This is a genomic window from Arthrobacter sp. NtRootA1, from assembly GCF_019976975.1.
Classification (GTDB): Bacteria; Actinomycetota; Actinomycetes; order Actinomycetales; family Micrococcaceae; genus Arthrobacter; species Arthrobacter aromaticivorans.
In genome coordinates this window covers 2926881-2952609 of the sequence record NZ_AP024630.1, presented here as the reverse complement: position 1 = coordinate 2952609, position 25729 = coordinate 2926881, and the positions used below count along the sequence as shown (strand labels likewise).

Below are 25729 nucleotides of genomic sequence, written 5' to 3'. Positions count from 1 at the left end.
GCGTGAGAGGCATGAGTCCAGACTACTCCGGTTACCTGAACGCATCATCGGTCCTCGTGGCTGGATGCGGCGTGCACATCCAGCCACGCACCCACCGGCGCCTACCAGGTTTCAGTGACCTTCAGCAGGCCTCGCGGCGCATCGGGATCGTTGCCGCGCTCCACCGACAACTGCAGGGCCAGGCGCTGGAGGGGCAGGATCTGCAGGATAGGAGAAAGCTCCTCCGGCACGCCGGCAGGCAAAGGAAGAACCAAGCTGCCCGGAGCGGCGGCAGAGGGATCGCCCACAACGCACACGTGCGCACCGCGGTCTTCGAGCCTCTCCAGGACAGGGCGCATGGCCGTGCCTCCGATTCCCTCCGGAACAACGGCAATCACCGGGTGCTGGGAGTCGATCATCGCGAACGGCCCGTGCAGGAGGTCCGCGCCAGAGAAAGCCTGGGCAGGAAGGTAGGAGGTTTCCATGAGCTTCAAGGCACCCTCCCTCGCCGTGGGGTAGGAATAGCCACGACCCGTAGTGATGATGCGGTCGGCGAAGCGGTAACCACCAGCGACCTCCAGCACGGTGTCGTCGGCAAGAACGGAAGCGGCCCACTCCGGAAGGCCCGCGGCGCCGTTGGACGTCCCACCACGCCACGCATCAACCAACAACCACAGGGCCAGAAGCTGCGCCGTGTAGCTCTTGGTAGCGGCAACGGCAGTTTCGCTGCCCGCCCGGATATCCAGGTGATGCTCCGCGGCCTCGGCAAGCGGGGATTGCGGTGAGTTGGTCACTGCAACAGTCAGGGCGCCCAGACGACGCGCTGCCGCCGTGGACTCCACCAGGTCCGGCGAGCCGCCGGACTGGCTAACCGCCAACCACAGCACGCCCTCAAGCTGCGGGTTGGCACCGTAGGCAGTAAGGGTCGACGGCGACGCGAGGCCAACAGGCAGGCCCAAGCTGATTTCAATGAGGTACTTCGCGTATAACGCCGCATGGTCGCTTGTGCCCCGGGCAGCGAGCAAGACAAAGCGTGGGGATGCCTTCTTGATGATGTCCGCCAAAGCCACGAACTGGCGGCGGTCCGAGTCCAGGAGTCCGGCGAGCACCCGGGGCTGCTCGCCGATCTCGTTGGCCATCTTGATGCCCGGAGCCTGGTCCGGGACGTTCGGAGAGGTAAGAGTGATGGTCATGGTTCCTGTCTGTTGTTAGAAGGGTCAAAATCCCTGGGAGTCAGGGCTGTATCAACTGCCGTGCGAGCTTTACGGCTCCGTGCACTGGAGCATCGCCCAGGATCCTGATCAGCGACGGATCCTCCACGGCAACCTTGCGGCCAACCGCGCCCGCCAACTGCTGTTGATTGACCAGGAGGCCACCAGCCATCACCAGCGGCAGGTCCAACCCGAGCTCGCCCAGTACTTGCCTGGCCAACGTGGCCAAGGAATGAGCGGCTTCGGCCTGAATCCGCAACGCAGCCGGATCACCTTCAACCGCAAGATCCAGGACCAACGGGGCGAGGCCCGCCCAATGGTCCGGCTCCGGCTTGGCATAGAAGAGATCCATGAGCTGCAGCGCGTCCGCGCTCGCAGTCGCCGCCAAAAGGGCGCTGACCATCGTGCCGGGTTCCAACCCCGCGTAGTACTCCCGCAGGGCCTCACGAACGGCGTCACGGACCACGGAGTACCCTCCGCCTTCATCCCCGAGCAAGTAGCCGTAGCCTCCGCTGCGCGCTTCCCGTCCCTCCCGGTTCCGGCCCCAAGCTACCGAGCCGGTACCTGCGACCAGGACCGCTCCGGCGTCGAGGTCTGCTGCGGCGAGGACGATGCGGGTGTCATGGACCACCTCGATCCTGGCGCCGGGAAAATACCCGGTAAGCAAAGCACTGAGGACTGCCCTGCTGGCAGGAGTATCCGCCCCCGCGGCACCGGCGCAAACCGCCTCAACACCCTCGCCGACGGCAGCCGCGATCCGCCGCAGCACGGCATCTGCACCCTGATGACCCACCGAGGACAGGTTCGCGCTCGCCTCGGTGATCTCGAGAGGAGCCCCATTGCTTGCGTCCGCGCCCTGCCCTGGGTCCGAGTTCACGTTCGGGTCCAGCTTCAGGTCCGAACGGACAGCATGTGTCTTGGAACCTCCAATATGAAGTCCCAACACCGCGGGCGTCACCGGACAACCGCCGGTTCGGTGTTTTCCTGTGCGGGGATGTGTCCGACCGCGTCGGGCTCCGGCCACTTCCCACCGTTTTCCCAGTACTGCTGTATTTCCTCCAAGGGGCGGCCCTTCGTCTCGGGAGCGAACTTGCGGACAAACATAAAGCCGAGGATAGCCAGAACACCGAACACTGCGAAGGTGCCTGCCCCACCCAAACGCTGAAGCATGGTCAGGAAGAACGCTGCCACAAGGACGTTGGCCACCAGATCGGAGGTCAGCATGGCGCTGGCTCCGAGCGAGCGGAGACGGGAAGGGAAGCTCTCGCCGGCGTATACCCACACCAGTGCGCCGAAGCCGAATGTGAAGCCCACCGTGAAAAGAAGGACCCCAAGGAAGCCAAGAACGGTGAGCAGGCCACCAAAGTCCTGGCCGGCCATGAACACTCCTACCAGCAGGACGTTGGCTGCCACCATCATGCCGATGCCGGTCAACAGCACGGGGCGGCGTCCCAGCCGATCCACCAGGGACAAGGACACGAAGACAGCGATGAGGGAGGCCACTTGCACCGCCGCGGGAAGCAACAGGAGGGCTGCGTTGCCGCTGAAGCCCATGGCTTCGAAGATCCTGGGGCTGTAGTAGACCACAGCGTTGATGCCGGTGATTTGGATGAAGAATCCCAGGCCAACCACAAACACTGTGGCCCGGAGATAAGGAACGCGCAGCATCTCGCGGAGGCCGCCGCCCCGTTCTTCGCTGATGGCCCGCTGCATCTCGGCCAACTCTGCATCTACGTCTGTGTGGGGCTCAATGGCGAACAGGGTGCGCCTGGCGTCGTCAGTCCTGCCCCGCATCATGTACCACCGGGCAGTGTCCGGGAGCTTGATCACGATGGCGAGGACAATGATTGCCGGGATCGCAGCAAGGCCCAGCATCCAGCGCCACGAGCCCGTGCCCGCGAGGGCATACGCAGCCAGGTAGCCGACGATGATGCCGAAGACGGTCGCCACTTGATACGCCACCAACAGGGCGCCGCGGACCTTCGCCGGCGCTGACTCGGCAACGAATACCGGAACAACCACAACGGAAACGCCGATGGTGAGCCCCAGCAGGAGGCGGGCGATAAGCAGTGTGGGCACATCGCTGGACATGGCGCTGAGCACGGCGAACAGGGCGTAGCCGATCGCAAGGCCCACCATGCAGGCTTTCCGGCCCACGCGGTTGGATAGCCAGCCTCCCACCAGCGCGCCAAGTACTTCACCGGCAACCACTGCCGTGGTTACCAGTTCCTGCTGGGATGTGCTGAGGCTGAACTGCTTGGTGATGAACAGCAGGGCGCCGGCAATGTTGGACATGTCGTAGCCGTAAATCACACCGATGGTGGCGGCGGCACCGCCCACCAGGAGCCCGAGCTTGGGTGTTTGCCGTAGGTCTTGCAGGATCGACATCTTTGTCCCTTGGATCTGTGGAAATGTAGGGGTTTTGCGGAGTTTCATCGAAATTGGTTTAGACCAACCTGCACAAGATTGGCATAGACCAATAACGTTGTCTACAAGTAGGATGTCCAATATGTCCACAGATGTCCCGGCGGCAATGCCTAAGTACTACCTCCTCAAGACCGAGCTGCTTGCCGCGATCGCCGGCGAGCAGCCGGGCACGCTCATACCCACCGAGCGGGCGCTCGCAGAGAAGTACAAGACGTCGCGCACCACAGTGCGGCAAGCCATCAGCGAGCTCGTTGCAGAAGGGAAACTGGGCCGCATCCAAGGGCATGGCACCTTTGTCGCACCGCCAAAGATCACCCACGTCCGGCAGCTCACGTCCTTTTCCGACGACGCGAGGAACCAGGGCCTGCGGCCTGACTCGCAGCTCCTGTCCCTGGCCATGGCGAAAGCGGACATCGACGTCGCGGCGCACCTGGGGCTCGACGACGGCGCTGTTGTCACCCGGCTTGAGCGAATCCGGTTGATCGACGGCGAACCCCTGGCCCATGAGATCGCCTACCTCCCGGGCAAGCTCCCGCGCTTCAAGGCAAACCTGGAGAAGGCCGGTTCGCTCTACGCCGCCCTGACGGACGTGTACGGCATCCATATCTCCGACGTCGAGGACACCGTAGAGACAGCACTGGCAGGGCCGGAGGAGGTCCGGCTGCTCGGAATCGAGATGGGGGCGCCGTTGCTGGTAGTCCACCGCCTGGCAAGGGATGCTGCAGGCGTCCCTGTCGAATGGACGCGCAGCACGTTTCGCGGCGATCGCTTCCGGTTCGTTTCGAGGGTCAAGAGCACCACCTAAAAACGGCACCACCTAAGAGCAGCACTACCTAAACAGCGGCTGCCGGCGAACCGCAACTGCCGACGAACTGCAACTGTTGGCGAACGGCTCAGGGAGCCGCGACCGCCACGTCGCTCCCGAGCGTGCGTCGCACGAACTCCGAACTGGGCTGGGCGTACGCGTCCATAATCCGCTTGAACAACGCGGTCCCTTCAGCCCCGGGCCAGTCTTTGGGCAGGAACGTCGCAGGCAACCCCGGGTCCAAGTAGGGGATGATCCGCCAACGATCGATGCACTGGACAAAAGTGGCGAACGCCTGGGCTGTCGGCTCAACGCCCGCGCTGTCCTCCCCGAGCACTGCGGCGCCGTGCTGGCGGATGAAATCCTTGTGCAGCTCTGCCACCGAGTCCAAATCCCACCACACGGACGCAGCGTCCCGCAGGGTGCCGCCCACCAGTGGGGTTTGCGTGACGAACAGGGTGGCCATCCCTCGGAGTTCGAGGTCGTTGAGAATTTCCTCCACCTCGCCTCGAAGGGTATCCGGGCAGATCCACAGGCCGGCGGCCACAGTCCCGCAACCAATCCAGTGGAGCCTGCGCCGCAACTGGTGGCGCTTCTCCCGCTCCGTCTCCGGAATCGAAAAGGAGACCAGGCACCATGGATCGGACGGTGACATGCTGATGGGGTTGTAAATCCTGCGGTCGCCGCGGGCCAGCATGGTGGCGGCTCCCTCCGTCAGGGTGAACCCGGGGAGCCCGTCGCGAGTCTCCTGTAGGACAACGTCCTTCTTCCTCAGGCGGCCCAGGGCTGTCCGGGTCACTGTGCCGGACGTGCCCAGGGCCTCCATGAGGACCACAATGTCCCTGGCCGACATCCATCCACCGGCTTCGCGCAAGTACAGGCCGATGACTGTTCGCAGCAACGACGTGGTACTCCCTGGACGGGAGTCCATGTCGTCAAGAACGGCACTCACAGGAGTTCGGCGAGGGCGTCGCGGATGGCGGTCACTCCCAGCTCAACCTCGGCATAGCTCGTGCTCAAGGGAGACAGGCCGATGCGCAGGCCATGCGGGGGACGGAAGTCCGGGATGACGCCCTTCTCCCAGAGCCTGGCGGTGACGTCGGCAAAGAGCGGATGGTCCACTGTGATGTGGGAGCCACGCTCGGCGGCATTGCGGGGGCTCACGATGTGGACTCCAAGTGGTACCAAGAGCTCATCTGCAAGGGCAATCGCGTACTCCGTGAGTTTGACCGACTTCTCCCGGACCGAATCCATGCCCACAGAGGCGATCAGCTCCACCATGTCCTTGATCGGCTGCATGGCTAGAACCGGCGGAGTACCCGTAATGAACCGGCGGATTCCCGCTGCGGGACGGTATGAATCCGTCATGCCGAACGGATTGTCCGCGCCCATCCAGCCCCAAATTGGCTGCTGGAGCATGTCTTGCCGTGAGGCGTTGACGTATGCGAACGCGGGGGAGCCCGGACCACCATTGAGGTACTTGTAGGTGCAGCCGACGGCCAGGTCAACGTCCCAGACATCAAGGTCCAGCGGCACGGAACCTACGGAATGGCACAGGTCCCAGAGCATGAGGGCACCTGCAGCATGTACCTTGCCGGTGATTGCCTTCGCGTCTGCCAGGAACCCGGAGCGATAAGCCACATGGCTGAGGACCACGACGGCGGTCCGCTCGCCAAGGAGCCCGTCGAGGTCAGCGGTACGGACGCCACTGGAGGGGTTGGCTGCGATCCATTTGATGCTTGCCCCGCGTTCCTTGGCGATCCCTTCGATGATGAAGCGGTCCGTAGGGAAGTTGTCGCGATCAATGATGATCTCGTCACGCCCCGGCTGGGCATCTACCGCTGCCCGGATCAGCTTGTACAGCATGACCGAGGTGGAGTCGCCCACTGTGACCTGCCCGGGAGCAGCCCCAAGCGTCACTTCGCCGATGCGGTCGCCCACGCGCGTAGGCTCATCCATCCATTGTTCGTCCCAGCCGCGGATCAGCCGGCTGCCCCAGGAGTCCTGGACAAACGACTGCAGGTTGGCAGCAGTTGCCTTCAAGGGGCGCCCGAGAGAGTTGCCGTCCAGATAAGAGGTGAGCTGGCCGGCGTCGGGCGTGTAGAAGGCCTCACGCTGGGCGGCGAGCGGATCTGCGGCGTCCAGTTCGGCCGACGTTGGCCGTTGGGTTTGCTGAGCGGTAGTCATGGTTCCCTCCTTGGGAGTGGTGGCCGGAAGTTTGTTAGTTGCCGATCTCAGTGCGGACGGCGTAAAGCTCGGGGAAGAAGGTGAGATCAAGGGCTCGTTTGAGGAAGTCAACACCCGAGGAGCCTCCGGTGCCCACCTTGAACCCGATGGTTCGCTGGACCGTGCGCAGGTGGCGGAACCGCCAGGCCTGGAAGTTGTCTTCGACGTCCACCAGGTCTTCGCACGCCTCGTACAGTCCCCACTGGGTATCGTCCGATTCGTAGATCTTCTGGAAGACGGGGACCAGATCCTTACGGAATGTCCACGGCTCGCTGGTGTCCCGCTCAAGGATGTCTGCCGGGATCTCGTAGCCGGCGCGGGAAAGCACCGCCAGGAAGGCGTCGTACAACGTGGGCTCCTCCAGGAGCCGGCTGAGCAGCGCATATGCCTCGGGGTCGCTTTCGAAGACCCGCAGCATGCCCCTGTTCTTGTTGCCCAGCAGGAATTCAACCCCGCGGTATTGATACGACTGGAAACCTGAGGAACTACCCAGGAATCCGCGGAACTGCGCATACTCGCGGGGCGTGAGGGTACCCAGGACGGACCACTGTTCGGTCATGGTGCGCTGGATGGCCTTGACGCGGGCGATGCATTTGAGCGCCTTGCCAAGGTTGTCCTGGTCGAAAAGCCTGCGGGCTTCCAGGAGCTCATGCAGCACCAGTTTGAGCCATAGCTCACTGGTTTGGTGCTGGATGATGAAGAGCAGTTCGTCGTGGTGCTCGGGCTGGCTGAGCGGATGCTGCGAGTTCAGCAGGTGGTCCAGGTCCAGATAACCGCCGTAGGACATTGCATGCCGGAAATCGGTGCGCACTGAGTCTTCTATGTGGCGGACACTTTGGGGGGAATGGACTGGGGGCTTTTCCATACTTTCGAGATTATCACTTCTATGACGAACGTCAAGAGAATGATTCTGTCAGTATTTTCTTCCCCTGAAGTTCTCCGCCGTACCGTACGCTGGGCTTGATACACGGGAACCTGGGGGAAGGGAAGGCGGCCATGGCCTCCAATATGCCGGTGTCCATATATTTGGACGTCGACGGCGTGGTGAACCCGTTCGGTCCCCAAGGCGTCACTGATTGGGGTGGTGAATGGAAGATCGCCGACGCCGGCATCCTTGACGTCGCGTTCGCGCCCGAGGCAGTGGCCGAACTCAACGAGCTGGCAGAGCATCCCTTCGCCCGCTTTGTATGGCTCACCACCTGGGAGCGCCTTGCCCCGGAGTTTCTCTGTCCTGCCATTGGACTGAAGGGCGAGGATTGGCCTGTCCTGTCCAGCCAGGGGTGGGACCAAAGCGCAGAATGGTGGAAACTCGGGGCGCTCCAGAAGGACTTGGCCGAGATGGGAGCCGAGCGCTTCGTCTGGCTGGACGACCAACTTGGCCAGGAGTCAGACGCCCGTTCCTGGGCTGAATACCACCAGGACCGTGTGCTTTGCATCTCACCGGATCCGCGCAGGGGGCTCTCCCGCCGCGATCTTGCCGCGGTCCGGACCTTCCTCGGCTGACCGAAGCGCTGGCACATGTTTGTCCGCCCGGTGGTTGGCACGTAGGATTCTTAAGGTTTCAAGCCCGCCGGATAGAGTGCGGCAAGTCCAGTCAGTTGAACAATGGCTGAACTATGCTGTGCATGGCAGGTATGGGGAAGTGGAACTGCTGAACGTCGACTCTGCAGATTGGGCAACAGGTGGAAATCACCTTCATGGTCGCGCTTGTCATAGCGTTGGCCCTATTCTTTGACTTCACCAACGGCTTTCACGACACAGCCAATGCGATGGCCACGCCTATCGCTACGGGGGCGATCAAGCCCAAGACGGCGGTTGCCCTGGCAGCCGTGCTCAACCTTGTTGGGGCGTTCCTTTCAACTGAAGTGGCAAAGACCATTTCCGGGGGACTCATCCGCGAAGGCTCGGACGGTATCCACATCACGCCGGATATCATCTTCGCCGGCCTGATGGGTGCAATCCTCTGGAATATGATCACGTGGCTTAAAGGCCTGCCCTCCAGTTCCTCGCACGCATTGTTCGGCGGCCTCATCGGCGCCGCCGTGGTAGGTATCGGACTGCACTCCATCAACTTTGAAACAGTGCTGCAGAAGGTGATCCTGCCAGCTGTCTTTGCACCACTCATCGCCGGGGCCGTGGCGTACCTTTGCACTCGTCTGGCCTACGCGCTGACCTCCCGGCATGACCCCGAAACCGGTGACAAGCTCACGCAGAAGCGCGGTGGTTTCCGGACCGGCCAGATCTTCACCTCCAGCCTCGTGGCCCTCGCGCACGGCACCAATGATGCCCAGAAGACCATGGGCATCATCACCCTGGTCCTCATCGCCGCGGGCACACAGGCACCGGGCTCGGGTCCACAGTTCTGGGTCGTGGCTGCTTGTGCGTTGGCCATCGCCATCGGCACTTATGCTGGCGGGTGGCGCATCATCCGCACCATGGGTTCAGGCCTGACCGAAGTAAAGCCGGCGCAAGGCTTCTCGGCCGAGACCAGCACGGCCTCAGCCATCCTGGCTTCTTCCCATCTGGGTTTCGCGCTCTCCACCACGCAGGTCGCCTCCGGTTCGGTCATTGGCTCCGGCCTGGGCCGAAAGGGCACCTCCGTGCGCTGGGGCACTGCCGGCAAGATCGCTTTGGGTTGGCTGTTTACCCTGCCGGCGTCGGCCATCGTGGGCGGGCTTACCGCGCTCCTGGTGAACATCGGCGTCGTGGGTGTGGTCATTGCCGCGGTCGTCGGTAGCGCCGCCGTCGTGTTCATGTTTGTTGCCTCGCGTAAATCGCATGTTGGCCACCACAACGCAGTGGAAGTCGAAGAGGCCGGCCACGCCGTCAAGTTCAGCAAGAAAAAGAAATCCCGAAAGTCCGTCAACAACAAGGATGTGCAGCGATGAAGTGGCTGGAATTGCTTCAGGTTGCCGGCGTCACGCTCGTTGCTGCTGTGACCCTGGTAGTCCTGTACTCCCTGGGAGTACGCCTCACCGCAATCGCAGGTGACGCCCAGCAGAAGTCGCCCGGACTTGTTCGCTCGCTGGCGGCCGTGTGCTTTGGCATCTGCGGACTCGCCGTACTGTTCGGCATCTACTTGATCGTGCCCTACTTCGGAAAGTAACCGCCTCTCTGGCAGCAAAGTCCGTTCGGGAGAATAATCAGCAGTGAAGTTACATCACTGCGTGGTCGTGATCCGGCAGATGTGGGGCTGTCATGAAGTGCCATTCCCGAAGCCATCTCATCGGACTGGCGCTGATTCCGGTCCTGATGCTGGCACTTTCTGCCTGCGTTCCCAATACCGCTCCACCAGGCAGTCCTTCTCCCAATCCGGCTCCGCCCGTCACCACCGCAACATCACCAGCGGCTCCCACCGGCGTCGATCCCACCGCCGGGCAGCCCGCAGGTCCGGCCGGACCGGGTGCACCGCAAGCAGAAGCGCCGGTGGTCCGCTGGGTACCCATTGGGCCGATAGGCCCCAACGATCCCACCTCGGGCCAGCGCTATCTCCTGCTGCAGCAATTCCAATGCGATGCGCTGGCCCAGAGCCTGGAAGGCGCGGAAGATGCTGCCGTGTGGCAAGCGGCCGCCGCTGTCTGCAAGGCACTGCAAAGTGGTGCGCAGCAGGACTGGCAGCGGGCTTCAAACGCCGTTGCGGCAACACCGCGCATACCGCAGACCCAGTGTCTTGAGTTCACGGTCGCCGCAACGTCAGCGTCTGCGATCGCCCAACACCGCAGCAACCCGGGGGTTACGCTAAAGACCGAGACCGCCCCGGGTGAAGCTTGCCCGCGGCACTTGAGCGGCCTCACGGTAGTGGACAACGACCTGAGGCCGGTGGCAGGCACAGCGCGCGCCTCCGGCCCCCGGTCAGGCGGAACTGTCGTCAGGTTGGATGGCTATTACGTCAGGGTTGGGGACGTCCTGTTCGACGGCGTCCCTGCAGCTCCCGAAATCGTTGCCGGCGGAGGGGATTACGAAACGCTGTACCTGCGGATGCCGCCGTCCGACGGCCGCGATTCCGTCCGCATTTCCATTACGGACACCGTAGACGTCAGCGGAACAGTGACGTTCTTCTATGAAGATTCCACGCCCGCCAGCCCGGGTGGAACGCCCAAAACCCCTGGAACCGGGCCAGGCGCTGAACCCACGCAGAGCACCCCGCCGGCCATTCCTTCTGTCGGCGCGACCCCCACGGCAACTCCATGAGCGTCGCCCAGGAACCCGCTGCATCGGAAGAAGCCGATGAGCGGAGCCTGGTCAACAACCGCTGGCAGCGTACCCTGGACGTCCTCTCCGTCATTGGTCCGCCGCTGACCGTGGCCACGGCCTTGTTGGTCTACTTCGGCTGGGCGCGGACGGATGCCCAGTCGAAGGCAATGGGCCTGGACGTCAGCCTGTTTGGTTATACCGTGCAGGACTTCATCCTGCGGAGTATCCAGTCCCTCTTTCAGCCGTTGGCCTGGCTGGTGGTGATCGGGTTGCTGTGGCTCATGGTGGACCGGCTCGTTTCCCGGCTTCTGGGCGCCGCACGCTACCGGACGCTCCTGCGAAGGGCCGCCCTGGTAGTGCTGATTCTTGGCTTCGCCTACGCGGCTGTGATGTGGGTGGCGATCGTGACACAGCCGGAACGGATCCTGCTCTATGCACCCTTCCTCATAGCTGCCGGTTTGCTGGTGGGGGCATGGGGACTGAGCGTGCATCGCCGGGCCGCTGATCCGGCCCAACGGGTACTCCGCGCCACTACTCCGCGCTCGCTCGAAAGATCCCTCGTGTTCGTCCTGGTCACCCTGCTGCTTTTCTGGGGAACCTCCGATTACGCGCAAGCACTTGGGCGGGGAGCAGCTATCGATTACCAGGAAAGATCCAGCCTGCTGCCAACAGCCGTGGTGTACAGCAAGGAGCGGTTGGCCGTGACAGCGCCGAACGTCCATGAGGACTCGGCTGGTACTGATGCTGAGCCGTTGTACCGGTACACGGGCCTGCGACTGCTGGTGGTCAGCGGAGGAAGGATCTTCCTGCTCAACGATGGATGGACGCTCGCCCAGGGCCGGGTGGTGGTTCTCCGCGATGATGGCAGTGTGCGTGTGGAGTATGGGAACGCCAGCGCCAACTGACTAGTCTGGGGCCATGTCCATCTTCCAGTATTACGTGGCGTCCACCGTTGACGGTTTCATTGCATCTGAGGATGACGATCTCGGCTGGCTCCTGCAATTCGACCAGGTTGAAGGCGTGAGCGGCAGCTATGAGTCCTTCTTCGCAGGTGTGGGTTGCATCGCGATGGGCGGCGGGACCTACCGGTGGCTCCTGGAGCATGAGCCCGGCAAGTGGCCGTATCCGGATACCCCCTGCTGGGTGTTCACGCATCACGAATACTCGGCTCCCGCCGGTTCCAATGTCACGTTCGTCCGTGGGGACGTTCGCGAGTTCGCGCCGGATCTGCTCGCCGATGCCGGAGACAAGAACGTCTGGCTGGTGGGCGGAGGGGACCTCGTGGCCCAGTTCGCCAACGCCGGTTTGCTCCACGAGATGATCGTCACCATCATCCCCGTTGTACTCGGCTCCGGTAAGCGCCTACTGCCGCTCAAGGGTCCGACGCCGCCACTTGAGTTGCTCTCCTCGCGCATCCTTGGCGGAGCCGCGGCTGAACTGCATTACCGCATGCCGCCGCGGTAACTATTAGCGCCGTAGCTGTTTGGCAGTAACTCCCGGATCAGTGGCGGTTGTTCCGGATCATGTTGGTAATCCGGGCAGTGGAAAGCCGGCGGCCTTTTTCGTCGGTGATTACGATCTCGTGCGTGGCTAACGTCCCGCCCAGGTGGATCGCCGTACATGTGCCGGTTACCGTTCCGCTGGCAATGGAGCGGTGATGCGTCGCGCCGACTTCGATTCCCACGGCGTGCCGTCCTCTGCCCGCATGAAGCGAGGCAGCAAATGAACCCAGGGTTTCGGCGAGGACCACGTGGGCTCCGCCGTGAAGGATGCCGGCTACTTGCGTGTTCCCTTCCACCGGCATGGTTGCCACAGTCCGTTCGGCACTGAGCTCGGTGAACCGAATACCCATTTTCACTACAAGGGAGCCAACCCCATGCCCGGAAAGCCAATCATGGAACTCTTCGGGCACACCTGCCTGGTTGAGCTCGTCGACAAACCGGTTCGGCGTGAAATTGTCCATCATGCCAACTAGGCTGGCACCTGTGAGTGAAACAACCAAACCGGACCAGGTTCCAACGGCCCAAGCTGCTGCCATTGCAACAGCACCCACCCCCTCTTCCACCGCTTCATCCAGCACCACGGGGGAGGGCCGGCCCAGGTTGCTGGTCCTGGATGGCCATTCCATGGCATTCCGGGCCTTCTACGCCCTTCCTGCTGAAAACTTCTCTACGGCCAGAGGCCAGCACACCAACGCCGTGCATGGATTCACCTCCATGCTCATCAACCTGATCAAGGATCAGAAGCCCACGCATGTCGCCGTAGCGTTCGACGTCTCTGACGACACCACCTTCCGCAAGGCGGAGTACAGCGAGTACAAGGGCGGCCGCAACGCGACGCCAGCGGAATTCCAAGGCCAGATCGCCCTGATCGCGAGGGTCATGGAGGCGTGGGGTATCAAGACCATTGCGTTGCCCGGCTACGAGGCCGATGACATCCTGGCCACCCTTGCTGCCCAGGCGGATGCCGCCGGCTTTGAGGTCCTCCTGGTCTCGGGGGACAGAGACTCCTTCCAGCTCATCAATGACAACGTGTTCGTGCTTTACCCCAAACAGGGCGTGAGCAACATCCCCAAGCTGGATGCCGCGGCCATTGAAGAGAAGTACTTCGTCAAGCCTGCCCTGTATTCGGACCTGGCGGCGCTGGTGGGCGAATCCGCGGACAACCTTCCGGGCGTACCGGGTGTGGGGCCAAAGACTGCCGCCAAGTGGATCAACCTCTATGGTGGCCTGGACGGCATCCTGGAGAACCTGGACGCCATCGGTGGCAAGGTGGGCGGAGCTCTCAAGGAGAACCTTGAGAACGTCAAACGGAACCGCAGGCTGAACCAGCTGCTGACAGACCTCGAACTGCCCGTCCAGCTGGAGGACCTCCACGAGCCGCGCCCCGACCGGCAGGCCATCGAGGAACTGTTCGAGGAACTGGAATTCCGTACCTTGCGCGCCCGGTTGTTCGATCTCTACGGCGATGAAACCACCGGTGCTGCCCCGGACACCATCGAAGCCCCTGAGTTTGCCACGCTCAAGGACGCTGCTGAGCTGGAGGCCTTCTTCAGCGCCGGTTCCGGCACGCGTTCCGCGATAGCCATCCAGCCCGTCCAAGGCCGTATAGGCGAGGATGCCGGTGCGTTGGCTGTGGTCCGGAACAATGGTGCTGCGTATATCGACCTCACGGAGTTGGATTCTGCGGCCGAGTCGGTGCTGGCAAACTGGCTCCGGGATCCTGAAGAAGCCAAGGTGGTGCACGAGTTCAAGGCCGCCCTCAAGGCCCTGCATAACCGCGGCCTGGGCCTGGAAGGCGTGGTTGATGACACCTCGGTTTCCGGATACCTGATCCAGCCTGACCGCCGCAGCTACGGCCTCCCTGAGCTCGCCCAGGTCCACCTCAAGATCTCCCTGGGCGTTGTGACCGCCGCGGCCGGGCAATTGGAGCTGGATCTTATGGGAGGCAGCGACCAAGCGGCAGCTGCAGCGCTCGTCCAGCAGGCCGCCGTCGTGCATGCCCTCAGCAAGCACTTCGAGAAGGAACTCGCCGACCGCAAGGCCGACGCCCTGCTGACCACGCTGGAGCTTCCGGTGTCCCGCGTCCTGGCGCAGATGGAACTGACCGGCATCTACGTCTCCATGGATCGCATGAACGAGCAGCTTGCGGACCTCACCAAGGTGATCGAGAATGCCCAGGAGCAGGCCTTCGCCGCGATCGGGCACGAGGTAAACCTGGGGTCACCCAAGCAGCTGCAGACCGTCCTTTTTGAGGAACTCGGCCTCCCGAAGACCAAGAAGATCAAATCCGGCTACACCACGGATGCGGCATCCTTGAAGGCCCTGCTGGAGAAGACCGGCCACGAATTCCTGGTGCAGCTCATGGCGCACCGGGAGTCGTCCAAGCTCGCCCAGATGGTGGAAACGCTCAAGAAGTCCGTGGCGGACGATGGCCGCATCCACACGACCTACGCTCAGAACATTGCGGCTACGGGCAGGATCTCCTCGAACAACCCCAACCTGCAAAATATCCCGGTGCGCAGCGAAGAAGGCCGCCGGGTCCGCGGAATCTTCGTGGTCAGCGAAGGGTATGAATGCCTGCTGTCCGCTGACTACTCCCAGATTGAAATGCGCATCATGGCCCACCTCTCGGGCGACGAAGCACTGATCCAGGCGTACAGGGACGGCGAGGATCTGCACCGTTTCGTAGGCTCCCGGATCTTCAACGTCGCTCCTGCCGACGTCACCAGCGCGATGCGTTCCAAGGTGAAAGCCATGTCCTATGGCCTGGCTTACGGGCTGACCTCGTTTGGCCTCTCAAAGCAGCTGGAAATTTCCGTGGACGAGGCCAGGACCCTGATGAAGGACTACTTCGATCGCTTCGGCGGTGTGCGTGACTACCTCCGGGGCGTTGTGGACCAAGCGAGGGTGGACGGTTACACAGCCACCATTGAAGGTCGCCGCCGTTACCTCCCGGACCTCACCAGCACCAATCGCCAGGCCCGGGAAGCCGCCGAGCGCATTGCCCTTAATTCGCCCATCCAGGGTTCCGCCGCCGATATCATCAAGCGGGCCATGTTGGGCGTTTCGGCCGAACTTGCGGGCCAGGGCTTGAAATCGCGCATGCTCCTCCAGGTCCACGACGAACTCGTCCTCGAGGTTGCACCGGGAGAGCGCGACGCCGTCGAGAAACTGGTGGTGGAGCAAATGGGGGCTGCGGCTGAGCTATCCGTCCCGTTGGACGTTCAACTCGGCGTAGGCTCCAGCTGGTACGAGGCCGGCCACTAACAGCCGTACGTTCCTAAGGATCGCCGGAGGGCGCGCCGCCTGGATGGTGGCGCGCCCTCCCGCGTCTGGCTAGGCTCGGGGCGTGGCTGATCCCAATGAAAGTTATTCCGAAACGAACTCCGCCGAAAAATATGCCGAGAAGTATAGGGTTCAACAATTCCCTGCTGTAGCTGATCGCGAGGACCCTGCCTACTCCCGCTGTGCCGCGTGGGTCCAAGCAGTCTCGCACGGCTTCCACCAGCACAGGCGCGACGACGACTACATCGCCAAGACCCTGCGGGCCTACCGCACGGACCACCGTGAATTGACCGGTGTGTACATCAACGGTGAAGTACCCGAGCACGCTGTGGGTCCAGAGGTCCCGGTGGCCACGTACGCCACCATGCGCAAATCCCTGAACATCGGGTTTGGCCGACAACTGGAATCAAACCTGGTAACTGCCGTGACCGTACGTGGAACGCACCGGCGCAAAGGGCTGCTCCGGGGCATGATTACCGCTGACCTGGCGGGCGCAAAGGACGACGGTCTCGCCATGGCGGCGCTGACTGCCTCGGAGGGATCCATTTACGGCCGCTTTGGTTTTGGAGTGGCTACATTTGAGCGCAGCATCAAGGTCGACACGGGTCCACGTTTCCGTCTCAGGGGGCTGGCGACGGGAACGGTAGAGGTGGCTGATCCGGCCGTGCTGCTGGACGTTGCGCCACAGGTCTTCGATCACGTCCAGCGGGCAACTCCTGGCTCAGTAGACCGCCAAGAGTACTATCGCTTGCTGGCTTCCGGAGCGATTGGCCATGACGGGAAGCCGGACACGGGTGTCAGAAGTGCCCTGCACTACGACGCCTCCGGGACACCGGACGGCTACGTTTCCTATCGTTTCAAGGGCTGGGATGCCAAGCCCTACACCATGGAAATTGTGGACCTTGTTGCTGGTACCAATGCGGCGTATCTGGATCTCTGGCGCTTCCTTGGGAGCATCGATCTCATTGACCAGGTGACGTGGGCCGAGGCCCCCGTGGATGATCCGTTGACGTGGGCCCTGGAAGATCCCAGATGCATAGACTCCTCGGACGTGCGGGACATGCTGTGGTTGCGGATCCTGGACGTTCCGGCAGCGCTTTCCGCCCGCCGGTACCCGGTTGCCGGAAAGCTCGTCATGGAAGTCTCGGATACGCTTGGCATGGCTGGTGGCACCTGGGCGTTGGAGTCCGACGGCGGTGCTGCCGCGGCCGTCACCGAGGCATCCGGCCGGGAACCCGATCTCTGCATGGATGTCGCCGATCTCGCGTCCATCTATCTTGGTGCTGTGTCCCCAGTGACGCTCACTGCTGCCGGGCGGATGAGTGAAGGCAAGCCCGGTGCCGCGTTCGCAGCCCAACAGCTTTTTGCTGTGGAACGGCCGGCACACTGCCTCACCCACTTCTAGAAAAAGCTCCTGCAAGAAGTACCTTCACAACTCAAAGACTCAATAGACAGGGACATCCATGGGGGATTCCAAGCGGCGGCCGTTGGCCGGCCGGCGCTCAGTGCTGCTTGGAATGGCTGGGCTGGCAACTGCAGCCCTGACGGGCTGCGCGGACAACGGGAGGGCGGCGTTCCCGGACGCCGCTGGACCAGGGCAGACGACGCCTGGCACCCCACCAAACGGGCCCGGGGCCGGCCCCGCGACGCCACCGCCCTCCATCGCCGCGCTGTCCAGCGAGCAGGCTGCTACTGCCCTCGCCGCAAAACCCGGCAGCGGCGAGGGAGGCAGTGGCGACACGGGAGGCAAGACTCCAGTGCCGCCGTCGAGCGCTCCTGGATCGCCAGCCACAATCCCAGGCAAACCGCAGATCCTGGCAGAATTTGGACACTTGCGGCCACAGGAGTGGGGCCTTCACGTTACGGGTGTGGTGAACAATTCTGACTCCCGGCATGTTGCCCTCACGTTCGATGCCTGCGGCGGCCCCGGTGGAACCGGCTGTGACCACAAATTGCTGAAGTCGCTTCGCAGCCTCAACGTCCCGGCCACCCTTTTCATTAACAGCCGCTGGATTACCGCGAACAGGTCACTTGCCGCGGAACTGGCCGCCGACCCCTTGTTCGAGCTCGCGAACCACGGCACACTCCACCTGCCGTTGTCTGTCAATGGCAAGTCCGCATACGGCATTGCCGGAACGGCGAATGCAGCCGCGGTATACGAGGAATTAATGGGCAACCAAGCCCTGATGCAGGAGTTGACCGGTGTTACGCCGCGCTTCTTCCGGCCCGGAACGGCGTTCTACGACGAAGTCGCCGCGAGCATGACCCGCAGGCTGGGGATGCTCCCGGTCAATTTCACGCTGAACGGCGACGGGGGCGCTACCTTCGCGCCGCCTACCGTCGCCGGGGAAGTGGCCAAGGCAGTGGCGGGAGACATCGTCATCTCGCACTTCAACAGACCGGCCGCCGGAACCGCAGAGGGTTATGCGAGGGCTTTGCCTCGCTTACTGGACCGGGGTGTTACGTTCGCGCGGCTCGGAGACGTCCTGCCTGTGTGAAGGGGTTCTCTGGTCCTGCCGCGGTCCTTTTGACCCTGCTTTGCAGATGCGACTAGAATAAACGGGCGTGTACTACGTGCATGCGTCCATTTTGTATTAATCCACAAATCAGGATGACCCGGTATTTTGCCGTGTTCTGCCGTCCGGACCCGGGCGGCAGCGGTTTGCCTGACCGACATACTATCCACAACGGAGCCCCTACTACATGACCATCACCTCCACCGAGAAGCCCGGTACCCCCGTAGTCGCCATTAACGACATCGGTACCGCTGAGGACTTCCTCGCAGCTGTCGACGCCACCATCAAGTACTTCAACGACGGCGACCTCGTCGAAGGTACCGTCGTCAAGGTCGACCGCGACGAAGTCCTGCTCGACATCGGTTACAAGACCGAAGGTGTCATCCCTTCCCGCGAGCTTTCCATCAAGCACGACGTTGACCCCGGCGAAGTTGTTGCCGTTGGCGATCAGGTCGAAGCTTTGGTTCTCACCAAGGAAGACAAAGAAGGCCGTCTGATCCTCTCCAAGAAGCGTGCTCAGTACGAGCGCGCCTGGGGAGACATCGAGAAGGTCAAGGAAGAAGACGGCGTCGTTACCGGTACCGTCATCGAGGTTGTCAAGGGTGGCCTCATCCTGGACATCGGCCTGCGCGGCTTCCTGCCCGCATCCCTCGTCGAGATGCGTCGTGTTCGCGACCTCGCTCCGTACATCGGTCAGCAGATCGAAGCCAAGATCATCGAGCTGGACAAGAACCGCAACAACGTTGTGCTGTCCCGCCGTGCATGGCTCGAGCAGACCCAGTCCGAGGTCCGCTCCACGTTCCTCAACAAGCTGGAAAAGGGCCAGGTTCGTCCCGGCGTCGTTTCCTCCATCGTCAACTTCGGTGCATTCGTGGACCTTGGCGGCGTAGACGGCCTGGTCCACGTTTCCGAGCTCTCCTGGAAGCACATCGACCACCCGTCCGAGGTTGTCGAGGTTGGCCAGGAAGTCACCGTCGAGGTCCTCGAAGTGGATCTGGACCGCGAGCGTGTCTCCCTGTCGCTCAAGGCTACGCAGGAAGACCCGTGGCAGACCTTCGCCCGCACCCACGCCCTCGGCCAGGTTGTTCCGGGTAAGGTCACCAAGCTGGTTCCGTTCGGTGCGTTCGTTCGCGTCGAAGACGGCATCGAAGGCCTCGTTCACATCTCCGAGCTGGCTGTCCGCCACGTTGAGCTCGCCGAGCAGGTTGTCTCCGTTGGCGACGAACTGTTCGTCAAGGTCATCGACATCGACCTCGAGCGTCGTCGCATCTCCCTCTCCCTCAAGCAGGCTAACGAGGGCGTTGACGCTGACAGCACCGAGTTCGATCCCGCTCTGTACGGTATGGCCGCTGAGTACGACGAAGAGGGCAACTACAAGTACCCCGAGGGCTTCGACCCCGAGTCGAACGAATGGCTCGAAGGCTACGAGACCCAGCGCGCCGCTTGGGAGCAGCAGTACGCTGACGCCCAGACCCGTTGGGAAGCCCACAAGAAGCAGGTTGCACAGCACGCTGCTGACGACGCTGCCGCTGCAACGTCCGGTGAGAGCGATTCCGGCACCACCAGCTACTCCTCGGAGCCGGCTGCTGCTGAGTCCAACGCCGGCACCCTGGCGTCCGACGAAGCTCTCGCAGCACTGCGTGAGAAGCTGACCGGCAACTAATTCCGCCGCCCCTCACGGGATGCGCTGAATAGCCAAAGAAGGACCCCTGCCATGCGGCAGGGGTCCTTCTGCTTTAGTCAGGTGCGAGGAGCCCTGCCAGTTAAAAGAGCACTGCCTAGCGGAGCAGTAGCCGAGCCTTAACCAAAGTCCCCTCGAAGATGAGTTCGGCGCCGAGGGAAGCCAGTAGGGATTGTGCAGCCTTGTTTCCTGGCGTGGTGGAGGCTTCCAGGACGGCGAAGCCGCGAGCACGGGCTTCGTCTGCCACAAGCTGGAGGGCCAGCCGCCCCACGCCCTGGCCGCGGAAGCGAGTGGCCAGCCAGATGCCAGTTTCTACGGCACCGGGTTCTACGGCATCGGGCCCGACCGACTTCAACCGAACGGACCCCACCACTGTTCCGCCTGCCACCACAGCCCAGGTCTTCTCACGCGCAGGCCCTTCAAGTCCGGTTGCAGCCGCCCGGTGATAGTCGCGGAACCAGGCGATCCGCTCAGGGTTCCAAGCCGACGTCGAGCCCAGCGGCGGAGTGACCTCATCGGCCGTGGCCTGCACCAGCGCCACGGCAAGCAATTCTTCGAGCACGTCTTCGTCAACGTCTGCAAGTGCAACCTGGGGTTCCACCGTTGATTCAGGGCACATCGATCCACTCCGTCCCTTGGGGATTAAGTCTGCCCGCGCCTGCAGTGAGGGCGCGTACGCGGGCTTGGGCGTCCGCGATGGTGTTGCTGCTGTCCGGCAGCGCTACCCGAAGGACCGTGTGCTTGGCTTCATAGCTGGTGTTCGCCATGACAAAGCCGGAGCCACGCAGTTCGTTCTCCAATCGTCCGGCGTCCACGTGCGGCACCTCGATCTCACAAAGCCGTAGCCGCCGGCGCTGCACGAGTGGCGCCAGTTCCAACGCTGCTGATACCGATTCGGAGTAGGCGCGGACCAGCCCGCCCGCCCCCAGGAGGATTCCACCGAAATAGCGGACGACGACGACGCTTACGTCGCTAAGGTCCGTTACCCCGGGTGCTGTCTCACGCTTGAGCAGTGCCTCCAGCATGGGGACACCCGCCGTGCCCGACGGTTCGCCGTCGTCACTGGAACGTTGAGTCATCCTGTCCGGACCTACAACGAAAGCCGAGCAGTGGTGCCGTGCGTCATGGAACTCGCGTCGCAGCGCGGCCACCAGGGATCGTGCAGTATCTTCGTCCGGCGAGCGGCGGAGGACGGTGATGAAGCGTGAACGCCGGATCTCCAGTTCGTGTCGGAAATCCGGACCTTCAGCGAGCGTTGTGTAAATGGTTGCACGGCTGTCATCCTCAATTTCCACCGCTTCAGTCTAGTGTGGAGGGGTGTTGAAGATCGGGCTGACGGGCGGCATCGCCTCAGGAAAATCGCTGGTGGCGGCCAGGCTGCAAGAGTTGGGTGCCGTGCTCATTGATGCTGACCTCATCGCCAGGCAAGTGGTGGAGCCTGGAACTCCGGGCCTTGCCCGTGTAGTGGAGGCCTTTGGACCCGGAATCGTGGACGGGCAGGGCAGACTCGACCGCCCTGCCCTTGGCGCCATAGTTTTCCAGGATCCCGCTCGGCGGGAGGTGCTTAATGGCATCATCCACCCGTTGGTCCGGGAGTCAGCAGCGGCAATCGTCGCGGAGGCCGCCGACGAAGACATTCTCGTCCAGGACATTCCCCTCTTGGTCGAGACAGGCCAGGGGAGCGCATTCCATCTGGTGGTTGTGGTGGATGCTCCCGAAGACGTGCGGATCCAACGGATGGTGGACCTACGCGGAATGAGCCTGGAGGACGCGCGTTCCCGAATGGCGGCCCAAGCCAGCCAGGAGGCAAGAAACGCTGCCGCGGACGTCGTCCTGGAGAATTCAGGTAGTCGGGAGGAACTGCTCGCCAAAGTGGATGCCTTGTGGTTCGGGCGACTGGTGCCTTTCTCGGACAATTGCCGGCGTGGAGTTCGTGCCCGGCGGACAAATGGGCCGGTCCTGTCCGCCTCGAGATCCGAATGGGGCCTGCAAGCAGCCCGGCTCTCCTCGCGCATCCAGGCGGCAGCACCGGAGGACATCCTTGCCGTGGACCACATTGGGTCTACGTCGGTGGCCGGGTTGGCTGCCAAGGATGTGATAGACCTTCAACTGACTGTTGCCGACCTTGAGGTGGCGGATCGCATTGCCCCACGTCTGGCCGCAGCAGGATACCCACGTGTTCCGGGCGTTTTCGCTGACACCCCGAAGCCGTCGGAACCTGATCCAGCCCAATGGCAGAAGCGTTTCCATGCCAACGCGGATCCGGGACGCCCGGCCAACCTGCATGTGCGGGTTGCCGGCTCGCCCGGATGGAGATACGCCCTGCTGTTCCGCGACTGGTTGAGGGCGGAACCTTCTGCGGTTGCCCTGTATGAGGCACACAAGCGCCACCTTGCTGCGCAGCATGCCACTGACCCCGGCACCGCTGCCTATGCCGATGCCAAAGAACCCTGGTTCACGGATGTGGCCTGGCCGCTGATGGATGAGTGGGCAAACCACACCGGCTGGCAACCGCCGTCGTATTCTTCTGTCGCAGCGGGACATTAATCCGGACAAAAACTGTCGGGGTGCGGGGGTAGATTGGTGTCATGAGCCTTGCCCAGGAGATCAACCGTGTCGTCGCGCCCTTCGAAGTCGTCAGCGATTACAAACCAGCCGGGGACCAGCCGGCAGCCATTGCGGAACTGACAGAACGCATCAATAACGGCGAGAAGGATGTTGTCCTTCTCGGCGCCACGGGTACGGGCAAGAGCGCCACTACAGCCTGGCTTATTGAGCAGGTGCAGCGGCCCACACTGGTCATGGTTCAGAACAAGACCCTGGCAGCCCAGCTGGCCAACGAGTTCAGGGAACTCCTGCCCAACAATGCAGTGGAGTATTTTGTCTCGTATTACGACTACTACCAGCCCGAAGCGTACGTACCCCAGACGGATACGTTCATCGAAAAGGACTCCTCGGTCAATGAGGAAGTCGAGCGCCTTCGGCACTCGGCCACCAATGCACTGCTGACCCGGCGCGACGTCATCGTGGTGGCCACAGTCTCCTGCATCTACGGCCTGGGAACACCCGAAGAATACATTGCGGGCATGGTGACGCTCACCAAAGGCGCGGAAATGAACCGTGACCACCTCCTTCGCAAGTTCGTTTCCATGCAGTACACGCGCAATGACACAGACTTCCACCGGGGCACCTTCCGCGTCCGTGGAGACACCGTAGAGATCATTCCGATGTATGAGGAACTCGCACTCAGAATCGAATTTTTCGGTGACGAGATCGAGAACATCTACACACTGCATCCGGTCACCGGCGAAGTCATCCGCGAGGAAACCGAAATGTACGTCTTCCCGGCTTCCCACTATGTGGCAGGCCCGGAGCGAATGGGCCGTGCGATCACCGCCATCGAAGACGAACTCGCCGAACGCCTGAAGGTGCTGGACAGCCAGAACAAGCTGGTGGAAGCCCAGCGCCTGCGGATGCGGACCACCTACGATCTCGAAATGATGCAGCAGATGGGTTTCTGCAACGGCATCGAGAATTACTCCCGGCACATTGACGGCCGCGCAGGCGGTACGGCACCACACTGCCTGCTGGACTACTTCCCTGACGACTTCCTCCTGGTCATCGACGAATCCCACGTCACCGTCCCGCAAATCGGCGCTATGTACGAAGGGGACATGTCCCGCAAGCGCACGCTGGTGGACCACGGCTTCCGGCTGCCCTCGGCCATGGACAACCGGCCTTTGAAGTGGGACGAGTTCCTTGAACGCATCGGGCAGACCGTGTACTTGTCGGCCACGCCTGGAAAGTACGAGCTCGGGAAGGCGGACGGCTACGTCCAGCAGATCATCCGGCCCACAGGCCTCATCGACCCCGAAGTGATCGTTAAGCCCACCAAGGGACAGATCGATGACCTCCTGGGTGAAATCCGCCAACGTACTGAACGCGATGAACGCGTCCTGGTCACCACTTTGACCAAGCGGATGGCGGAAGACCTCACGGACTACCTCCTGGGCCACGGCGTAAAAGTCCAGTACCTTCACTCGGACGTGGACACTCTTCGCCGGGTCGAGCTACTGCGTGAGCTGCGGATGGGAGTCTTTGACGTCCTGGTCGGCATCAACCTTCTGCGTGAAGGCCTGGATCTGCCCGAGGTCTCGCTGGTCAGCATCCTGGATGCGGACAAGGAAGGTTTCCTGCGTTCCTCAACCTCGCTTATCCAGACGATTGGCCGTGCCGCTCGAAACGTGTCCGGCCAGGTCCACATGTATGCGGACAAGATCACGGACTCCATGGCCCACGCTATCGAGGAAACCAACCGGCGTCGCGCCATCCAGGTCAAATACAACACCGACAACGGCGTGGACCCCCAGCCGCTTCGGAAGAAGATCGCTGATATCACGGACCAGCTGGCCCGCGAAGACGCCGATACCCAGGAGCTCCTGAACAACAACAGGCTGGCCAAGGGAGCCAAACGTACGTCGGGCAGCAAGGGTGCAGCCACGGTCCGGAAGGACGGGCTGGCCGCGGCTCCGGCGGAAGACCTGGTTGGCCTCATCGAACAGCTCACGGAACAGATGCACGGTGCTGCTGCCGAGCTGCAGTTCGAGGTCGCCGCCCGAATCCGTGACGAAGTGGGGGAGTTGAAGCGGGAATTGCGTCAAATGCAGTCTGCAGGGCACGCCTAAGGTAAGGTTGTGGTCACGTAGGGGAGTATCCCAAGCGCTACGTCCGTCAGCACGCAAGGCATAGATGCCTCGCCGGACTTAGTGGGCCGCTGAATGTGCATTCACCGCACTGGCAGGCCGGAGAGACTTACACCGCTTTCCCGTACCCTGCGAAAGGCCCACATTAATGGAGCTTCCAATCTGGTTTGAGGTCGGCTCGTTCGTCGCCCTCGGAATCATCCTGCTCATCGACCTCCTCCTGGTGGTCAAGCGTCCCCACGAACCATCAATGAAGGAAGCCGGCCTCTGGGTTGCCTTCTACGTTGCCTTGGCCCTGGTCTTTGCTGGTGCCATGTTCTACTTCACCGGCCCCGAATATGGCAGCCAGTTCGTCGCCGGCTGGGTTACTGAATACAGCCTGAGCATCGACAACCTTTTCGTCTTCATCATCATCATGGCCCGCTTCTCCGTGCCCCGGAAATACCAGCAGGAAGTGCTGATGGTGGGCATCATCATCGCACTGGTCCTCCGCGGTATTTTCATCGCCTTGGGCGCGGTGGTCATCGAGCAGTTCAGCTGGATCTTCTACATCTTCGGCGCGTTCCTGCTGTGGACGGCCTGGAAGCAGGCCACGGATTCAGGTGAAGACGAAGAAGAAGGTGCCGAAAACCCGCTGGTTGCGCGGCTGCGCAGGGTCCTGCCGATGTCTGAAAAGTTCGACGGCGGCAAGCTGCGGACCACGGTAAACGGCAAGAAGGTCTTCACCCCGATGCTGATTGTCTTCGTGACCATCGGCATGACCGACCTCCTGTTCGCAGTGGACTCAATTCCCGCGATCTTCGGCCTGACCCAAAGCGCCTTCATCGTGTTCACCGCCAACATCTTCGCCCTCATGGGCCTGCGCCAGCTGTACTTCCTGCTGGGTGGACTGATGAGCCGTCTGATCTACTTGAAGCACGCCCTGTCAGTCATTCTTGCCTTTATTGGTGTCAAGCTCGTCCTGCATGCGATGCATGTCAACGAGCTTCCCTTCATCAACAACGGCCACCACATCGAGTGGGCTCCGGAGATTCCCACCTTCGTTTCGTTGGCGGTCATTATCGGCACGATCGTCGTGGCCGTCGTGGCCAGCTTGCTCAGCCCGGCCGCCCGCCAGTCCAAGCTGGACGCGCGGTTGGAAGAGGACGCGAAGAAGAGCTTGAGCGAAGCAGAGTAACCATACTGTGAACGTTGTAGTCT

General features: G+C 62.3%; 23 protein-coding genes. 14 read left to right on the top strand and 9 right to left on the bottom strand.

Going from position 1 to position 25729, the window contains the following annotated elements:
* Positions 1 to 101: 101 nt before the first annotated feature.
* From LDN90_RS13225 to LDN90_RS13215, 3 genes are read right to left on the bottom strand one after another with little or no spacing between them, the layout of a single operon-like run.
* A complete protein-coding gene (locus tag LDN90_RS13225) occupies positions 102 to 1172 on the bottom strand; it encodes an SIS domain-containing protein (protein WP_223946100.1) in 1071 nt (356 codons plus the stop codon).
* Between the two features lie 40 nt (positions 1173 to 1212).
* Complete coding sequence (locus LDN90_RS13220) at positions 1213 to 2136, bottom strand: BadF/BadG/BcrA/BcrD ATPase family protein (RefSeq protein ID WP_223949291.1); 924 nt, start codon at positions 2134 to 2136, stop codon at positions 1213 to 1215.
* Between the two features lie 8 nt (positions 2137 to 2144).
* Positions 2145 to 3578: a sugar porter family MFS transporter gene (locus LDN90_RS13215; RefSeq protein ID WP_223946098.1), complete on the bottom strand. Its 1434-nt coding sequence runs from the start codon at positions 3576 to 3578 to the stop codon at positions 2145 to 2147.
* Positions 3579 to 3690: 112 nt separating this feature from the next.
* Between LDN90_RS13215 and LDN90_RS13210 the strand changes: the two genes are divergently transcribed.
* Entirely contained in the window at positions 3691 to 4422 is a 732-nt protein-coding gene (locus LDN90_RS13210) for a GntR family transcriptional regulator (protein WP_223946096.1), read from the top strand.
* Between the two features lie 88 nt (positions 4423 to 4510).
* On the opposite strand, the gene LDN90_RS13205 is transcribed toward LDN90_RS13210, so the two are convergent.
* Genes LDN90_RS13205 through kynA form a run of 3 tightly spaced genes read right to left on the bottom strand, consistent with a single transcriptional unit; the run spans position 4511 to position 7513 of the window.
* The gene (locus LDN90_RS13205; protein ID WP_223946094.1) at positions 4511 to 5353 is read right to left on the bottom strand and encodes a PaaX family transcriptional regulator C-terminal domain-containing protein; all 843 of its coding nucleotides are present in this window, start codon (positions 5351 to 5353) and stop codon (positions 4511 to 4513) included.
* 17 nt (positions 5354 to 5370) lie between these two features.
* A complete protein-coding gene (locus LDN90_RS13200) occupies positions 5371 to 6609 on the bottom strand; it encodes an aminotransferase class V-fold PLP-dependent enzyme (RefSeq protein ID WP_223946091.1) in 1239 nt (412 codons plus the stop codon).
* Positions 6610 to 6643: 34 nt separating this feature from the next.
* The gene (gene kynA, locus LDN90_RS13195) at positions 6644 to 7513 is read right to left on the bottom strand and encodes a tryptophan 2,3-dioxygenase (protein ID WP_223946089.1); all 870 of its coding nucleotides are present in this window, start codon (positions 7511 to 7513) and stop codon (positions 6644 to 6646) included.
* Between the two features lie 131 nt (positions 7514 to 7644).
* Here kynA and LDN90_RS13190 point away from each other — a divergent pair, with 131 nt between their 5' ends.
* From LDN90_RS13190 to LDN90_RS13165, 6 genes are all read left to right on the top strand, one after another.
* Positions 7645 to 8151 (top strand): HAD domain-containing protein, encoded by a 507-nt coding sequence (locus LDN90_RS13190; protein WP_223946087.1) that lies wholly within the window; start codon positions 7645 to 7647, stop codon positions 8149 to 8151.
* Positions 8152 to 8330: 179 nt separating this feature from the next.
* A complete protein-coding gene (locus LDN90_RS13185) occupies positions 8331 to 9536 on the top strand; it encodes an inorganic phosphate transporter (RefSeq protein ID WP_216925816.1) in 1206 nt (401 codons plus the stop codon).
* A complete protein-coding gene (locus LDN90_RS13180; RefSeq protein WP_216925815.1) occupies positions 9533 to 9754 on the top strand; it encodes a hypothetical protein in 222 nt (73 codons plus the stop codon). The genes LDN90_RS13185 and LDN90_RS13180 overlap by 4 nt, the downstream gene beginning before the upstream one ends.
* A 92-nt stretch (positions 9755 to 9846) precedes the next feature.
* A complete protein-coding gene (locus LDN90_RS13175; protein WP_223946086.1) occupies positions 9847 to 10839 on the top strand; it encodes a hypothetical protein in 993 nt (330 codons plus the stop codon).
* Positions 10836 to 11747 carry a hypothetical protein gene (locus LDN90_RS13170; RefSeq protein ID WP_223946085.1) on the top strand — a complete coding sequence of 304 codons (912 nt, stop codon included), beginning with the start codon at positions 10836 to 10838 and terminating at the stop codon, positions 11745 to 11747. The genes LDN90_RS13175 and LDN90_RS13170 overlap by 4 nt, the downstream gene beginning before the upstream one ends.
* 13 nt (positions 11748 to 11760) lie before the next feature.
* Positions 11761 to 12306: a dihydrofolate reductase family protein gene (locus tag LDN90_RS13165; RefSeq protein ID WP_216925813.1), complete on the top strand. Its 546-nt coding sequence runs from the start codon at positions 11761 to 11763 to the stop codon at positions 12304 to 12306.
* A gap of 37 nt (positions 12307 to 12343) precedes the next feature.
* Here LDN90_RS13165 and LDN90_RS13160 read toward each other — a convergent pair whose 3' ends face one another.
* Positions 12344 to 12808, bottom strand: a complete 465-nt coding sequence (locus LDN90_RS13160) for a hotdog fold thioesterase (RefSeq protein WP_223946083.1) — start codon at positions 12806 to 12808, stop codon at positions 12344 to 12346.
* 160 nt (positions 12809 to 12968) lie between these two features.
* Here LDN90_RS13160 and polA point away from each other — a divergent pair, with 160 nt between their 5' ends.
* From polA to rpsA, 4 genes are all read left to right on the top strand, one after another.
* On the top strand, positions 12969 to 15611 hold the full coding sequence (gene polA, locus LDN90_RS13155) for a DNA polymerase I (RefSeq protein ID WP_263426294.1): 2643 nt from the start codon (positions 12969 to 12971) through the stop codon (positions 15609 to 15611).
* A gap of 82 nt (positions 15612 to 15693) precedes the next feature.
* Positions 15694 to 17034, top strand: coding sequence for a GNAT family N-acetyltransferase (locus tag LDN90_RS13150; protein ID WP_223946081.1), 1341 nt, complete (start codon positions 15694 to 15696; stop codon positions 17032 to 17034).
* Positions 17035 to 17092: 58 nt separating this feature from the next.
* Positions 17093 to 18127: a polysaccharide deacetylase family protein gene (locus LDN90_RS13145; RefSeq protein ID WP_223946079.1), complete on the top strand. Its 1035-nt coding sequence runs from the start codon at positions 17093 to 17095 to the stop codon at positions 18125 to 18127.
* Positions 18128 to 18332: 205 nt separating this feature from the next.
* Positions 18333 to 19808, top strand: a complete 1476-nt coding sequence (gene rpsA, locus LDN90_RS13140) for a 30S ribosomal protein S1 (RefSeq protein WP_216925808.1) — start codon at positions 18333 to 18335, stop codon at positions 19806 to 19808.
* 115 nt (positions 19809 to 19923) lie between these two features.
* On the opposite strand, the gene LDN90_RS13135 is transcribed toward rpsA, so the two are convergent.
* A complete protein-coding gene (locus tag LDN90_RS13135) occupies positions 19924 to 20445 on the bottom strand; it encodes a GNAT family N-acetyltransferase (protein WP_223946078.1) in 522 nt (173 codons plus the stop codon).
* The gene (locus tag LDN90_RS13130) at positions 20435 to 21121 is read right to left on the bottom strand and encodes a YigZ family protein (RefSeq protein WP_216925806.1); all 687 of its coding nucleotides are present in this window, start codon (positions 21119 to 21121) and stop codon (positions 20435 to 20437) included. Before LDN90_RS13130 ends, LDN90_RS13135 begins: the two co-directional genes overlap by 11 nt.
* 22 nt (positions 21122 to 21143) lie before the next feature.
* Between LDN90_RS13130 and coaE the strand changes: the two genes are divergently transcribed.
* The 3 genes from coaE (at position 21144) to LDN90_RS13115 (ending at position 25706) form a co-directional block, all read left to right on the top strand.
* Positions 21144 to 22373, top strand: coding sequence for a dephospho-CoA kinase (gene coaE, locus LDN90_RS13125; protein ID WP_223946076.1), 1230 nt, complete (start codon positions 21144 to 21146; stop codon positions 22371 to 22373).
* Positions 22374 to 22414: 41 nt separating this feature from the next.
* Entirely contained in the window at positions 22415 to 24511 is a 2097-nt protein-coding gene (uvrB, locus tag LDN90_RS13120; RefSeq protein WP_223946075.1) for an excinuclease ABC subunit UvrB, read from the top strand.
* A gap of 166 nt (positions 24512 to 24677) precedes the next feature.
* On the top strand, positions 24678 to 25706 hold the full coding sequence (locus LDN90_RS13115) for a TerC family protein (protein WP_216925803.1): 1029 nt from the start codon (positions 24678 to 24680) through the stop codon (positions 25704 to 25706).
* Positions 25707 to 25729: the final 23 nt, after the last annotated feature.